The organism is Curtobacterium sp. SGAir0471 (assembly GCF_005490985.1).
In the GTDB taxonomy this organism is placed as follows: Bacteria; Actinomycetota; Actinomycetes; order Actinomycetales; family Microbacteriaceae; genus Curtobacterium.
Window position 1 is genome coordinate 919,753 of record NZ_CP027869.1, and the last position, 14,132, is coordinate 933,884.

Consider the following 14,132-nt stretch of genomic DNA (forward strand, 5'->3'; position numbering starts at 1 on the left):
CTGGTGTCCGCCCGCGCGCCGCGTGGGGCACGGGCGGGCCTCGTCGAGTGTGCTCGCACCGGTTCGGAGTTCGCCGTGAGCGTGCGCATCCTGCACCTTCGCGCGGGGGACGAGCGGCCACGGCGGAGCCCGTCCGAGCAGGTTTCCATGTGGTGAACACTTCGTCGTGCCCTGGTGAATGATACGGAACGAGTCCGCTCCGGGGTACACCGGTGCGCGCTTCGTACTCATTTCGTGACCCTGTGACCGGTTCGGTACCGGAGCCCACGCGGACGCGCCGACGGTCGAGGTCGGGGGCGTCCGGCGCGTTGGTACGGTGGGGCGGTGGCTGCAGCTGATGACGACGACGTGTACGCGACGTCCGACGCCGCCTGGCTGGCCGAGGCGGACGAACCGCCCGGTGACGCGGCCGACGACGACACGGGGGACGGGGATGCGCGCGACGACGCCTCCGATGATGACGAGATGACCGACGACACGAGCACGACGGCCGTCGCGGTCGACCAGGGCGAGCGCCCCGACGGCCAGGCCGACGCCACGACCGCGGGCCTGACCACCGCGGCGACGACCACCGAGTCGACGACCACCGACGCGGCGATCACTGCGGCGGCGGCGACGACCACTGCGGCGGCGACGACCGCGGCCACGACCGCTCCGACGGAGCGCACCCCCCGCAAGGGCAAGGGCAAGGGCAAGGGGAAGGGCCGCGCCGCGCGCCCCGGCGGCCCCGGCACGCCCGCGGCGGCCCCCGCGACGACCGACGGTGCCGCGACCGGCAGCACGACCCTCAGCACGACCGCGACCGCCGACGGCAGCGCGCCCGAGACCGCCGGCGACGACGCGGGGACGACCACCACCCCCGACGCGAGCACGACGACGAGCACGACGACCCCGACCACGGCCGGCGGGACCACGACGAAGAAGAAGCGCACCCCCGGACGCCAGCCGACCGCCACCGCTGCCGCGACGCAGACCGCGCAGGCGCAGCAACCCGTCGTGCTCCGGGCGAGCGGCCTGGTCAAGCGGTACGGCCAGACGCTCGCCGCGGACGAGGTCGACCTCGAGATCCGCCAGGGCTCGATCTTCGGTGTCGTCGGCCCCAACGGCGCCGGCAAGACCACCACGCTCTCGATGGTCACCGGTCTCCTCCGGCCCGATGCGGGCACCGTCACCGTCCTCGACCACGACGTCTGGTCGGACCCGACCGCCGCGAAGCGTGCCCTCGGCGTGCTCCCGGACCGCCTCCGGCTGTTCGACCGGCTCACCGGCGCGCAGCTGCTGCACTACTCGGCCACCCTCCGCGGGCTCGACGGCGCGACCGCCAGGAAGCGCAGCGCCGACCTGGCCGAGGCGTTCGGCCTGGGCGAGGCGCTGGGGCGCCAGGTCGCGGACTACTCCGTCGGCATGGCGAAGAAGATCGCGCTCGCCGCGACCCTGATCCACTCGCCGCGCGTGCTCGTGCTCGACGAACCGTTCGAGTCGGTCGACCCGGTGAGCGCGGCGACCATCACGGACATCCTGCGGCGCTACACCCGCGGCGGTGGCACGGTGGTGCTCTCCAGCCACTCCATGGAGCTCGTCCAGCGCACCTGCGACTCGGTCGCGATCATCGTCGGCGGCAAGGTCCTCGCCTCCGGCACGATGGCGCAGGTCCGCGGGCGCAAGAGCCTCGAGGACAAGTTCGTCGAACTCGCGGGCGGCCGCGTCGTGGCAGAGAGCATGGAATGGTTGCACAGCTTCTCCGACTGAGGGTCGACCTGCTCGCGGGCGAGGTCCGCGGGGGAGCCCGACGGTCGGTCCTCGTCGTGCTGGGATCCCTGCTCGGCCTGGTCGCCGCGGTCGTGGTCGCGGGGGAGCTCCTCGCGCTCCGGTCGGCGCCAGCCGAGGTCGCCCGCTCCGTCGCGGTCCCCGTGGGCACCTTCGTCTCCCTCGCGCTCACCCTCGTCCCGCTCGTCGTGGGCCGCTCCGACCAGTTCGACCCGCGACGGTTCGCCGTGTACGGCATCGACCGTCGTCGGCTCGCCGTCGGGCTCGGGGTCGCCGGGCTCGTCGGCGTCCCGGTGCTCGCCGTCGCGATCGTCGCGGTCGGACAGGTCGGCGCCTGGTCGCGGACCGGTGGCACCGCTGTGCTCGCCGTCGCCGCCGCGCTGCTCGGCACGCTGACCTGCGCCCTGCTGCTCCGCGTCGGCAGCGCCGTCGGTGCGACGTACGTCGGCCCGCACCGGTCGCGCGACGCCGGCTGGCTCGCCGCCCTGGTCATCGTCGTCCTCGGGCTGCCGGTGGTGTCGCTGCTGCTCCGCAGCGACTGGCTCGACCCCGCCAGCGCAGAGCTGCAGCGGGTCGCCGACGTCGCCGGGTGGACCCCGTGGGGCGCCGCCTGGGCCGTCCCGGCGGACGTCGCCAGCGGCCGTGTCGGCGAGGGGGTCCTGAAGCTCCTGGTCGCCCTGGTCACCGTCGCACTGCTCGCACTGGCGTGGTGGGCGCTCGTCGGTCGAGCGCTCGAGGCCGCCGACGGCCGCGCCGGTACCCGTCGCTACCGCGGGCTCGGCTGGTTCGCCGGGCTCGGGTCCACCCCGGTGGGCGCGGTCGCCGCCCGGGCGCTGACCTACTGGGGCCGCGACCCGCGGTACCGGATGTCCTACCTCGTCATCCTGTTCGTGCCGATCGTCGTGCTCCCGCTCGGGGTCGCCGGCGTGCCGTGGCACTGGACCGCGCTCGTCCCGCTGCCGCTCATGGCGCTCATCGCCGGGTTCCTGCCGCACAACGACGTCTCCTACGACAACACCGCGGTCTGGCTGCACGTCGCCTCGGGCGCTCCCGGGTGGAGCGACCGACTCGGCCGTCTCGTGCCGTTGCTCGTCGTGGGGCTGCCGCTCGTGGTGGCCGGTGCCGCCGTCTCCGCCGCGCTCTTCGGCGACCCCGTCGCCTTCCCGGTGCTGACCGGCATCGCGGTCGGCGCCCTGCTGGCCGGTCTCGGACTGTCGAGCATCGTCTCCGTCCTGCTGCCGTACCCGACGGTCCGCCCGGGCGACCACCCGTTCCAGCAGCCGCAGGCCGCCGGCACGACGGCTGCGGTCGCGCAGACGACGATGATCGTCGGCATCCTGGCGTCGCTCGTCCCCGCGGTGTGGCTCGCGGTGCTCACCGCGGTGGACGGTCCGGAGCCCTGGGCGACCGCGACGCTCGTCGTCGGCGTCGCCGTGGGCGTCGTCGTGCTCGTGGTCGGCGTGGCCGTCGGCGGTCGGCTCTTCGACCGGCGCGGTCCAGACCTGCTCGCTGCGGCGCAGCGCAACTGACCGCCCGCCGGACGGGAGGCACGTGGCCGGGCGGTCACGTCGGCTCCGGTCCGGATGCGCCGTCGGACGGGAGGCGCGTGACGGGGCCGCCCCGTGCCTCCCGTCCGCGCGCGGTGCGGGTGGGTCGTGTGGCGGAGCCTGCCCGTGCCTCCCGTCCGTCGCGGCGTCAGCCGCATCGTCGTACCCTGGACGCATGAGCATGACGGAACCCGGCGGCGGCCTCGACGTGATGGACCGCGAGCTCGAGAAGCTCCTCGAGGAAGAGGCGATCGAGCCCGGCGACCACGAACGGTTCTCGCACTACGTGAAGAAGGACAAGATCCTGCAGTCCGCGCTGTCCGGCAAGCCGGTCAAGGCGCTGTGCGGCAAGAAGTGGGTGCCCGGGCGCGACCCCGAGAAGTTCCCGGTGTGCCCGGACTGCAAGGCCATCTACGAGAAGATGAAGGCCGAGTAGACCGCTAGATCACCAGGGTCGGGATCGCCGGGTCGCCGCGTCCGATGCGGGACGCATCCGCCGGCAGCTCGGCCTTCGCCCGCTTGTGGTGCGCCCGCGCGGCCTCGACGCCGGCGACCCCGAGGAAGGCGGGGTCGACCTCGCCGTGCTCGACCACCGGGACGAGCAGGGGACGCTCGTCCGGGCCGACCCGGCCCGAGGTCAGGACCACCTCGGCGGTCGCGATGCCGTTGCGGAGGCGACGGCCGGCCTCCTTGCGGCCGCCGGTCGACACCTTGTCCGCGGACTTCTTCGCGACGGGGACCCACTCGTCGCCCGCCGGGGTCTGGTGCGCGACGAGCTTGAACACCATGCCCGCCGCCGGGTGGCCCGACCCCGAGACGACGCTCGTGCCGACGCCGTAGGAGTCGACCGGAGCGGCACGGAGTGCGGCGATCGTGTACTCGTCCAGGTCGTTCGTCACGGTGATCTTCGTCGCCGGCGCGCCGAGGCGGTCGAGCTGGGCGCGCACGGCGGCGACGACGCTCGGCAGGTCGCCGCTGTCGATGCGGACCGCGCCGAGTCGGCCGTTCGTCAGACGGACGGCGGTCTCCACCGCTGCCTCGATGTCGTACGTGTCGACGAGCAGCGTCGTTCCATCGCCGAGGGCGTCGAGCTGGGAGCGGAACGCGGCCTCCTCGGAGTCGTGCAGGAGCGTGAACGCGTGCGCGGCGGTGCCCATCGTCGGGATGCCCCACGTGCGGCCGGCCTCGAGGTTGCTCGTCGCGCCGAAGCCCGCGATGTAGGCGGCGCGGGCGGCGGCGACGGCGTTCCACTCACCGGTGCGGCGCGAGCCCATCTCGGCGAGCGGTCGACCGTCGGCGGCGGACACCATGCGGGCGGCGGCGCCGGCGATCGCGGAGTCGGCGTTGAAGATGCTCAACGCGAGGGTCTCGAGGACGACGGACTCGGCGAAGGTGCCCTCGACCTGCACCACGGGGGAGTTCGGGAAGAAGACCTCGCCCTCGCGGTAGGCACGGACGTCTCCCGTGAACCGGTAGTCCGCGAGCCAGCGGGCGGTGCCCTCGTCGATGACGCCGCGGTCGCGGAGGAAGCCGATCTCCTCGTCGCCGAACCGGAATTCCGTCAGCGCTGTGAGGAAGCGGCCGAGGCCCGCGGCGACGCCGTAGCGACGGCCGTCCGGCAGACGGCGGGCGAACACCTCGAACACGCAGCGTCGATCGGCGGTGCCGTCCTTGAGGGCGGCGTCCACCATGGTGAGTTCGTACTGGTCCGTGAGGAGCGCGCTGGTCACGCCTCCGACACTAGTGACGTCCGGGTGCGGACGGGCGGAGCCGGCGGGCGGGACGGGCGGGCGGAGCGGGCGGAGTACGTGGGGGTCGACGGCGGCGCGCGGTGCCGTGTGCGTCGTGCGGGAGTGTGGCGTGCGGGGAGGGGGCATCCCGGCTGGCCGCGAACGGGCGGAAGACGTGCGCCTCGACGGTGCATGCTGCGCATCCGGCCCGCTCGCGGAGCAGGTGGCCGTCCGGACGAGTGCCGCGTGGGGCGGACGCGGGTCGCGCCTCCCGGCTGGTCGCGAGCGGGCGGAACCGGATTCCTTCCGCTGCTCGTTCCGCGAGTTCCGCCCGCTCGGCGCGTCGCGCTCGTCTGCACGCGCGCGGCGGCCCGGCCGGGAGGCGCGGTGCCGGGCCGCCACGCGCCTCCCGCAGCCGGGTGGTCGCGCCGACGAGCGGGCGCAACCGACACGACGGTCGTCGCGAGCGCGCGGCTTCCGCCCGTTCGCGGAGCGGCGGCGGCCCGAACGGGCGGACTTGGTGGGTGTGGTCGCGCCGGGGCCGCAGGTTCCGCCCGCTCGCGAGCGCTGGAGCGCGGGAGCGCTGGAGCGCGGGAGTGCGGGCGCGAGCGGGCGGAAGCGGTGGGGCGTCCGGTGCGTCGGTGCAGGTTCCGCCCGCTCGCGCGTCGGGGAGCCCGCGCGCGACGCCGCGGAGCTCGGGGTGCGCAGGCGCAGAGCGGGCGGGCGGAGCGGGTGCGGCTCGGTACGCTGGTGGCGTGACGGATGCACCGATCGGAGTCTTCGACAGCGGGGTCGGTGGGCTGACGGTCGCGCGGGCGATCATCGACCAGCTGCCGCGCGAGAGCATCCGGTACGTCGGGGACACCCTGCACTCGCCCTACGGTCCGAAGCCGATCGCCGACGTCCGGCGGTATGCGCTCGAGGTGATGGACGACCTCGTCGACCAGGGCGTGAAGGCGTTGGTCATCGCGTGCAACACCGCGTCCTCCGCCGTGCTCCGCGACGCCCGCGAACGCTACGAGCAGGCGTACGGCATCCCCGTCGTCGAGGTGATCCAGCCGGCCGCCCGCGCCGCCGTGAAGCAGACCCGCACCGGGCGGATCGGGGTGATCGGCACCGTGGGGACGATCGCCTCGAGGGCGTACGAGGACGCCTTCGCCGTGGCCGCGGACGTCACCCTGGCCCTCGCCGCGTGCCCGCGCTTCGTCGAGTTCGTCGAAGCGGGGGACACCTCGTCGCCCGCACTCCGCGAGGTCGCCGCGCAGTACCTCGCCCCGATCCGCGCGGCCGACGTCGACACGCTCGTGCTCGGTTGCACCCACTACCCGCTGATGTCGGCGGCGATCCAGTACGTGATGGGTCCGGACGTCACGCTGGTGTCGAGCGCCGAGGAGACCGCGAACGACGTGTACCGCCGGCTCGTCGAGCACGGGCTCGAGCGGACCACCCCGGAGCCGCCGACCTACGCGTTCGAGGCCACCGGCGACGACAAGAACGGCTTCATCCGGCTCGCCCGGCGCTTCCTCGGTCCCGAGGTCTCGAGCGTCGGACACCTCCAGACCGGGGCGATCACGCTGCCCCGAACCGAAAGGACCCAATGAGCACCCGCATCGACGGCCGCAGCGCCTCCGACCACCGTCCGGTCAGCATCGAGCGGGGGTGGAGCACGCAGGCCGAGGGCAGCGCGCTCATCTCGTTCGGCAACACGAAGGTGCTGTGCACGGCGTCCTTCACGAACGGCGTCCCGCGCTGGATGGCCGGCAAGGGCACCGGCTGGGTGACGGCCGAGTACTCGATGCTGCCGCGGTCGACGAACGAGCGCATGCAGCGCGAGTCGATCAAGGGCAAGGTCGGCGGACGCACCCACGAGATCTCGCGGCTGATCGGCCGCTCCCTGCGCGCGGTCGTCGACATGAAGGGCCTCGGCGAGAACACCCTCGTCCTCGACTGCGACGTGCTGCAGGCTGACGGCGGGACCCGCACCGCGTCGATCACCGGCGCCTACGTCGCGATGGCCGACGCGATCGAGTGGGGCCGCGACAAGGGCTTCATCGCGAAGAAGGCCACGCCGCTCACCGACAGCGTGCAGGCCATCTCGGTCGGCATCGTCGGGGGGGAGCCGATGCTCGACCTCGCCTACACCGAGGACTCGGCGGCGGACACCGACATGAACATCGTCACGACCGGTTCGGGGAAGTTCATCGAGGTGCAGGGCACCGCGGAGCACGCCCCGTTCGACCGCGACGAGCTGGACACGCTGCTCGACCTCGGCCTCGCGGGCAACCGGTCCCTCGCGGCCATCCAGCGCGACGTGCTGGGGCTGGCGTGACCGGGCACACCGTCGTCCTGGCGACGCACAACCAGGGCAAGGTCGTCGAGCTGCGCGGGATCCTCGGCGAAGCGCTCGGACAGGGTGTCGAGCTCGTCGGGTACGACGGCCCGGAGCCGGTCGAGGACGGCGACACCTACGCGGCGAACGCCCTGATCAAGGCGCGTGCGGCGGTGGCGCACACCGGGCTGCCGGCGCTCGCCGACGACTCCGGCATCGCGGTCGACGCACTCGGCGGGGCGCCCGGCATCCACTCCGCCCGGTACGCCGGGACCCGCGTGGACGCGGACAACATCGCGCTGCTCCTGACGAACCTCGACGGGGTCGTCGAGCGCACCGCCGCCTTCGTCTGTGCGGCGGCGTTCGTCACCCCGGACGGCACCGAGCACCTGTTCGAGGCGGTCTGGAACGGCGAGGTGCTCTCGGAGCCGGTCGGGGACGGGGGACACGGGTACGACCCGGTGTTCCAGCCCGACGACGCCGACCGGTCTGCAGCGCAGCTGACCCGCGACGAGAAGAACGCGCTGTCGCACCGCTCGAAGGCGTTCCGGGGGATCGCGCCGATCGTGCGGGACTACTTCGGGGTCTGACGACCGCAGGGGTCCGGCTCCGGCAGAAGTCGGTCAACGGCACAACGGGAAGCACCCCGCGCCACGATGTTCCGTGGCGCGGGGTGCTTCCGGTTGTGCTGCCTACTGCTCGGTGGGCCAGGCAGGGCCGTCGGCCGGGCGCTGCGCCGCTGCCTGCTCGGCCTCGGCTGCGTGCTTCGCCTTCCGCGCGGTCCGCCAGTAGTGCAGCCCCGCGGGCACGACCGTGACGAGCACCGCGAGGATGAGGATCACGTCGATGTAGTTCCGCACGATGTAGGCGATCGGCGGGATGTAGCCGAGGAAGTACCCGAGGAAGGTCACACCGACGCCCCAGATGACCGCGCCGACGGCGTTGTACAGCGAGTACTTCTTGTAGTTCATCCGCCCGACCCCGGCCGCGATCGGCAGGAAGGTGCGGACGACGGGGACGAAGCGGGCGAGGATGACCGCGAGCGGGCCGAACCGGTGGAAGAACGCGTTCGTCCGGTCGACGTTCTCCTTCGAGAACAGGCCGCTCTCCTTGCGCTCGAAGATCGGGGGTCCGGCCTTCTTGCCGATGTAGTACCCGAGCTCACCGCCCAGGAACGCCGCGGCGCCGATCATCAGCGCGGCGACCCAGATGGGGATGCCGCCGATCTGGCCGCCGCGGTCGAAGGCGAAGAGGCCCGTGATGACGAGCAGGCTGTCGCCCGGGAAGATGAAGCCCACGAGCAGGCCGGTCTCGGCGAAGACGATGGCGCAGACGATCAGCACGGCGATGGCCCCGAAGTGATCGAGGATGTACTGCGGGTCGAGCCACGGGATCAGGGCGAGTGCGACGGAGTGCATGGTTCTTCCGGTCGTGGACGGGCGAGGTCACGGGGGACTCCCGCGTGACGAGGGTACCGCCCGGGGAGCGTCGGCCCATCCCCCTGCGGTGTGACTTCCCCCAGCATCAGGTACGACCGTGCTTCGGGTACGACCGTGCGGAAGGAGGGACTCGAACCCTCACGCCTGGGGCACAGGAACCTAAATCCTGCGTGTCTACCGATTCCACCACTCCCGCGAGCAGCGGCAGTCTACCGAGCGCGACGTGCGGAGCGGACGTGATCCGCGCCTCCCGACCGCGCCGACGGGACCGACGGGACCGACGTCGTCAGCGCAATCGACGGGGCAGGTACCGCGGCACGTACCGCAGCAGCACCCCCGCACCGACCAGACCGAGCACGCCCATCACCCCGCTCGCGAGCGCGAGCGACGCGACCGCGGTGACCCCGGAGATCAGCAGCGGCGCCGCCGCGGACCCGAAGTCCCCGGTGAAGCGCCAGGCTCCGAGGAACGGAGCCGGGTTCCCGCGGGGCGCGAGGTCCGCGCCGAGCGTCATGAGGATGCCGCTGCCGACCCCGTTCGCCAGCGACATGCCGATCGCGATGGCGACGAACCAGCCGACCCGCGCGTCGAGGTGCCCGCTCCAGGCGAGCAGGAAGTAGGACACCGCCAGCCCGAGCATGCACGGCAGGGCGCTCGCGAGGCGGCCCCAGCGGTCCATGATCTGCCCGCTCGTGTAGAAGAGTGCGAAGTCGACGGCGCCGGCGATGCCGATGACGAGCGCGGCCGAGGCGTCGTCGAGGCCGACGCTGACCGCCCAGAGCGGCAGGATCACCTGGCGCCCGGCGCGGAGCGCGCCGATCAGGGCCGCGCCGCTGCCGAGCCGTGCGAGGACGGCCCGGTTCTCGCGGATGGTGCGGAAGAGGCCGTGTGCCTCGCGCTCCACGAACTGCGCGCCGGTGTCGGTCGGCGGCTCCTCGGGGTGCGGGGTGGGTGCGGTGCGTGCGCCGGTCGCGGCCGTCCCGTCGGTCTTCCGTGCGCTGTCGGTCGCGTTCGGTGCGTCCGTCGTGTCGGTCGCGTCCGGTGCGTCCGGTCTGGAGGCCCGGCTCGGCAACCGCAGACCGCGCTCGCCCGTCGCGGGGTCGCGCAGGACGAGGAGCACCACCGCGGCCGCCAGGCAGCAGACCACGTGGATCCAGAAGGCGCTCTGCGTCGTGCCGGTCAGGTGGACCACGCCGGCGGAGACGAACGGGCCGACGAAGTAGCCGAAGCGGAACACCCCGCCCAGGCTCGACAGCGCGCGCGCCCGGATCCGCAGGGGGATCGCGGTCGTCATGTACGCGTGCCGGGCGAGCGCGAAGACCGCCGTCGAGACACCGACCAGGAACACCCCGACCGCGAGCACCCAGGCGTTCGGCGACACGACGCAGACGAGCAGACCGACGACCGACACCACCGCGGCGCCGATCATCGCGTTCCGCTCGCCGATCCGTCCGACCACGACACCGGAGGGCACGTCGCCGATGAGCTCGCCGACCAGGATGAGCGCCGCGACGAAGCCCGCGAACGCCAGGCTGGCGCCGAGGGAGTCCGCGGCGATCGGGATGATCGGGATGATCGCGCCCTCGCCGATCGCGAAGAGCGCCGCGGGCAGGAAGCCGGAGAGCAGGACGCCGCGGCGGTCGAAGGCGTCGTTCGTGGTGCTGGTCATCGTCGAGCAACGGTACGCCTGGCCCGGTCGGGGGATGCGCTTACCCTGGAGGCATGCGTGTACTTGCGGCGATGAGCGGTGGGGTCGACTCGGCGGTGGCCGCGGCGCGGGCCGTGGACGCCGGGCACGACGTGGTCGGCGTGCACCTGGCGCTGAGCCGGATGCCCGGCACGCTCCGGACCGGCAGCCGCGGCTGCTGCACGATCGAGGACTCGATGGACGCGCAGCGGGCAGCCTCGGCGCTCGGGATCCCGTACTACGTGTGGGACTTCTCGGCGCGGTTCAAGGAGGACGTCGTCGACGACTTCGTCGCCGAGTACCAGGCCGGTCGGACCCCGAACCCCTGCATGCGGTGCAACGAGCGGATCAAGTTCGCGGCCCTGCTCGAGAAGGCGCTCGCCCTCGGGTTCGACGCCGTCTGCACGGGGCACTACGCCTCGATCGTGACCGGGGCCGACGGCGCGCGCGAGCTGCACCGCTCGGCGGCGTGGGCGAAGGACCAGTCGTACGTGCTCGGCGTGCTGACGGCCGAGCAGCTCGAGCACGCGATGTTCCCGCTCGGTGCGACCCCGTCGAAGGACGAGGTCCGGGCCGAGGCCGCGGCGCGCGGACTCACGGTGGCGCAGAAGCCCGACTCGTACGACATCTGCTTCATCCCGGACGGGGACACCCGCGGGTGGCTGGCCGACCGCGTCGGTGCCGAGCCGGGGTCGGTCGTGGAGCGCGACGGCACCGTCGTCGGCGAGCACGAGGGCGCGACGGGCTACACGGTCGGCCAGCGGCGCGGGCTGCACCTCGGACGCCCGGCACCGGACGGCAAGCCGCGCTTCGTGCTCGAGATCCGGCCGAAGGACAACACCGTCGTCGTCGGACCGAAGGAGGCCCTCGACGTCCGGTCGATGGCCGGGTCCCGCTTCACCTGGGCGGGCACGGCGCCGATCGACCCGTCCGAGCCCTTCGCCTGCGACGTGCAGATCCGGGCCCACGCCGACCCGGTGCCGGCGACGGCGCGGGTGGCCGACGGCGAGCTCGTGATCGACGTCGACGAGCCGTTGTCGGGGGTCGCTCCCGGGCAGACCGCGGTGGTCTACGTGGGGACCCGGGTGCTCGGCCAGTGCACGATCGACCGGACGGTGTCGGCGGTGCCCGCGGCCGTCTGAGTCGGCTGCGCGCGGAGTGCTGCGTCCGCTGCGCCCGGGCCCTGGCGCCCGCTGCGCCCGGGGTCGGCGGTGCACGGTAGAACTGAGGCATGAGCGACACGACTCCCGACTCGGCCGACTCGACGTTCGAGACGCTGGCCCCGGCCGACCTCGACGCCGCGCAGGCCCAGCGGGAGGTCGACCGTCTGCGGGTCCGTGTCAACGAGCTGCGCGACCAGTACTACGAGGGCAACGGCTCGACGGTGTCGGACGGCGAGTACGACGCGATGGTGCGTCGCCTCGACGCGATCGAGCAGCGCTTCCCGGACCTGCTCACCCCGGACAGCCCGACGCAGACCGTCGGCGGCCAGGCCCAGACCGTGCAGTTCGCGCCGGTCGAGCACGCCGAGCGGATGCTCAGCCTCGACAACGTCTTCAGCCCCGAGGAACTGACCGAGTGGGCCGACAAGGTCCAGCGCGACGCCGGTTCCGAACGGGTCCGCTTCCTGACCGAGCTGAAGATCGACGGGCTCGCGATCAACCTCCGGTACGAGCACGGACGGCTCGTGTCAGCGGCGACCCGCGGTGACGGCGTCGTGGGCGAGGACGTCACCGGCAACGTGCGCACGATGGGGACCATCCCGGACCGGCTCTCCGGCGAGGGGCACCCCGCGATCGTCGAGGTCCGCGGGGAGATCTTCTTCCCGGTCGCGCAGTTCGACGAGCTGAACGCCCGGCAGCGCGAGGCGGGGGAGCGGGTGTTCGCGAACCCGCGGAACGCCGCCGCCGGGTCGCTGCGCCAGAAGGAGGAGGGCAAGTCCGAGGCGAAGCGCGCGCTCATGGTCGACCGCCTGCGACGCCTCCGCATGCTCGTGCACGGCATCGGCGCCTGGCCGGTCCGCGAGCTCGAGCGCGACACCGAGGTGCACTCCCAGTCCGAGGTCTACGAGCTGCTGCAGACGTGGGGCCTGCCGACGAGTTCGCACTACCGGGTCTTCGACACCGTGGACGAGGTGCTCGGCTTCGTCCGGTCCACGGGTGAGCGTCGCGCGTCGGTCGAGCACCAGATCGACGGCGTCGTGGTGAAGGTCGACGACCTGGCCCTGCACGAGGAGCTCGGGTCGACCTCGCGGGCACCGCGCTGGGCGATCGCGTACAAGTACCCGCCGGAAGAGGTCCACACGAAGCTCCTCGACATCGTCGTGAGCGTCGGCCGGACCGGTCGCGCGACGCCGTTCGCCGTGATGCAGCCGGCCGAGGTGGCTGGCTCCGTCGTGCGCCAGGCCACCCTGCACAACCAGGACGTCGTCAAGGCGAAGGGCGTCCTGATCTGCGACACCGTGGTGCTCCGGAAGGCCGGCGACGTCATCCCCGAGGTGCTCGGTCCGGTCGTCGAGCTGCGCGACGGCTCCGAGCGCGAGTTCGTGATGCCCGCCGCGTGCCCGGAGTGCGGCACGCCCCTCGCCCCGGCGAAGGAGGGCGACAAGGACCTCCGCTGCCCGAACGCCCGGAGCTGCCCCGCGCAGGTCCGCGGCCGGGTCGAGCACATCGCCTCGCGCGGCTCGCTCGACATCGAGGGCCTGGGCGAGGTCGCCGCCGCGGCGCTCACCCAGCCGCTGCACCCGGAGCAGCCTCCACTCGTCACCGAGGCCGGCCTGTTCGACCTGACGATGGAGGACATCGTCCCGATCGAGGTGATCGTGCGGGACGCCGAGACCGGCATGGAGAAGTCCGACGACGACGGCACACCGAAGCGCGTCACGCCGTTCAGCCGCGCTCGCAAGAAGACCGACCCGCCGTTCGACCCCGACGCGCGCGGCGCCGAGTACACCGGGGAGCCGAGCCGCTACCCCTCGAAGAACGCGTTCGAGATGCTCGCGAACATCGAGGCCGCGAAGACGAAGCCCCTCTGGCGCATCATGGTCGGGCTGAGCATCCGACACGTCGGGCCGGTGGCCGCCCGGGCGCTCGCGAACCACTTCGGGTCGCTCGACCGGATCCGGAACGCCTCGCGCGAGGAGCTCGCGGCCGTCGACGGCGTGGGCGGGATCATCGCCGACGCACTGCTCGACTGGTTCGCCGTCGACTGGCACCGCGAGATCATCGACCGCTGGACCGCGGCCGGCGTGCAGTTCACCACACCGGACCACCCGGGTCCCGGTGCCGCCGTCGAAGGGGGCGTCCTCAGCGGGGTCACGGTCGTGGCCACCGGCTCGCTCGAGGGCTACACCCGCGAGGGCGCGCAGGAGGCGATCATCGCCGCCGGCGGCAAGGCCGCCTCGAGCGTCAGCAAGAAGACGGACTTCGTCGCAGCGGGGCCCGGTGCGGGGTCGAAGCTCACCAAGGCCGAGCAGCTCGGGCTGCGGATCATCGACGCCGAGCAGTTCCGTCTGCTCGTGACCGAGGGCCCCGGTGCACTCGGGACGGACCAGGCCGACGAGGCGGAGCCGTCGGACGCGGACTGAACGCGCGGTCGAGCAGCACGGCGGGCCGCGGCTCGCCGTGAGCGACG

The 14,132-nt window shown here is 73.1% G+C and carries 11 protein-coding genes and 1 tRNA gene; 8 read left to right on the forward strand and 4 right to left on the reverse strand.

What is annotated here, in order from left to right; translation table 11 throughout:
- The first annotated feature begins 324 nt into the window (after positions 1-324).
- From C1N91_RS04285 to C1N91_RS04295, 3 genes are all read left to right on the forward strand, one after another.
- Positions 325-1,749 carry an ABC transporter ATP-binding protein gene (locus tag C1N91_RS04285; RefSeq protein ID WP_254678341.1) on the forward strand — a complete coding sequence of 475 codons (1,425 nt, stop codon included), beginning with the start codon at positions 325-327 and terminating at the stop codon, positions 1,747-1,749.
- Positions 1,725-3,296, forward strand: coding sequence for an ABC transporter permease (locus tag C1N91_RS04290; protein ID WP_137766746.1), 1,572 nt, complete (start codon positions 1,725-1,727; stop codon positions 3,294-3,296). Before C1N91_RS04285 ends, C1N91_RS04290 begins: the two co-directional genes overlap by 25 nt.
- Positions 3,297-3,489: 193 nt before the next feature.
- Complete coding sequence (locus C1N91_RS04295) at positions 3,490-3,750, forward strand: DUF3039 domain-containing protein (protein ID WP_111228526.1); 261 nt, start codon at positions 3,490-3,492, stop codon at positions 3,748-3,750.
- A gap of 4 nt (positions 3,751-3,754) precedes the next feature.
- Here C1N91_RS04295 and C1N91_RS04300 read toward each other — a convergent pair whose 3' ends face one another.
- The gene (locus C1N91_RS04300; RefSeq protein ID WP_137766747.1) at positions 3,755-5,044 is read right to left on the reverse strand and encodes a nicotinate phosphoribosyltransferase; all 1,290 of its coding nucleotides are present in this window, start codon (positions 5,042-5,044) and stop codon (positions 3,755-3,757) included.
- Positions 5,045-5,799: 755 nt separating this feature from the next.
- Here C1N91_RS04300 and murI point away from each other — a divergent pair.
- Genes murI through rdgB form a run of 3 tightly spaced genes read left to right on the forward strand, consistent with a single transcriptional unit; the run spans position 5,800 to position 7,963 of the window.
- Positions 5,800-6,645 (forward strand): glutamate racemase, encoded by an 846-nt coding sequence (gene murI / locus C1N91_RS04305; RefSeq protein ID WP_137766748.1) that lies wholly within the window; start codon positions 5,800-5,802, stop codon positions 6,643-6,645.
- Complete coding sequence (gene rph / locus C1N91_RS04310; protein ID WP_137766749.1) at positions 6,642-7,373, forward strand: ribonuclease PH; 732 nt, start codon at positions 6,642-6,644, stop codon at positions 7,371-7,373. The genes murI and rph overlap by 4 nt, the downstream gene beginning before the upstream one ends.
- Complete coding sequence (gene rdgB / locus C1N91_RS04315; protein ID WP_137766750.1) at positions 7,370-7,963, forward strand: RdgB/HAM1 family non-canonical purine NTP pyrophosphatase; 594 nt, start codon at positions 7,370-7,372, stop codon at positions 7,961-7,963. The genes rph and rdgB overlap by 4 nt, the downstream gene beginning before the upstream one ends.
- 102 nt (positions 7,964-8,065) lie before the next feature.
- On the opposite strand, the gene C1N91_RS04320 is transcribed toward rdgB, so the two are convergent.
- The 3 genes from C1N91_RS04320 to C1N91_RS04330 form a co-directional block, all read right to left on the reverse strand.
- Complete coding sequence (locus C1N91_RS04320; protein ID WP_137766751.1) at positions 8,066-8,791, reverse strand: DedA family protein; 726 nt, start codon at positions 8,789-8,791, stop codon at positions 8,066-8,068.
- 136 nt (positions 8,792-8,927) lie between these two features.
- Positions 8,928-9,008: transfer RNA gene (locus C1N91_RS04325), tRNA-Leu, on the reverse strand.
- Between the two features lie 90 nt (positions 9,009-9,098).
- A complete protein-coding gene (locus tag C1N91_RS04330) occupies positions 9,099-10,481 on the reverse strand; it encodes an MFS transporter (protein WP_137766752.1) in 1,383 nt (460 codons plus the stop codon).
- 53 nt (positions 10,482-10,534) lie between these two features.
- On the opposite strand from C1N91_RS04330, the gene mnmA reads away from it, so the two are divergent.
- Together mnmA and ligA are read left to right on the forward strand one after the other, a co-directional pair.
- Entirely contained in the window at positions 10,535-11,641 is a 1,107-nt protein-coding gene (gene mnmA / locus C1N91_RS04335; RefSeq protein ID WP_137766753.1) for a tRNA 2-thiouridine(34) synthase MnmA, read from the forward strand.
- An 89-nt stretch (positions 11,642-11,730) separates the two neighbouring features.
- A complete protein-coding gene (ligA, locus tag C1N91_RS04340) occupies positions 11,731-14,085 on the forward strand; it encodes an NAD-dependent DNA ligase LigA (RefSeq protein WP_175415908.1) in 2,355 nt (784 codons plus the stop codon).
- Positions 14,086-14,132 lie beyond the last annotated feature (47 nt).

Coding starts and splice junctions, on each gene's coding strand:
- C1N91_RS04320 (WP_137766751.1), bottom strand. CDS start 8,791: ATGCACTCCGTCGCACTCGCCCTGATCCCGTGGCTCGACCCGCAGTAC.
- mnmA (WP_137766753.1), top strand. CDS start 10,535: ATGCGTGTACTTGCGGCGATGAGCGGTGGGGTCGACTCGGCGGTGGCC.
- C1N91_RS04290 (WP_137766746.1), top strand. CDS start 1,725: ATGGTTGCACAGCTTCTCCGACTGAGGGTCGACCTGCTCGCGGGCGAG.
- ligA (WP_175415908.1), top strand. CDS start 11,731: ATGAGCGACACGACTCCCGACTCGGCCGACTCGACGTTCGAGACGCTG.
- C1N91_RS04295 (WP_111228526.1), top strand. CDS start 3,490: ATGAGCATGACGGAACCCGGCGGCGGCCTCGACGTGATGGACCGCGAG.
- rph (WP_137766749.1), top strand. CDS start 6,642: ATGAGCACCCGCATCGACGGCCGCAGCGCCTCCGACCACCGTCCGGTC.
- C1N91_RS04330 (WP_137766752.1), bottom strand. CDS start 10,481: ATGACCAGCACCACGAACGACGCCTTCGACCGCCGCGGCGTCCTGCTC.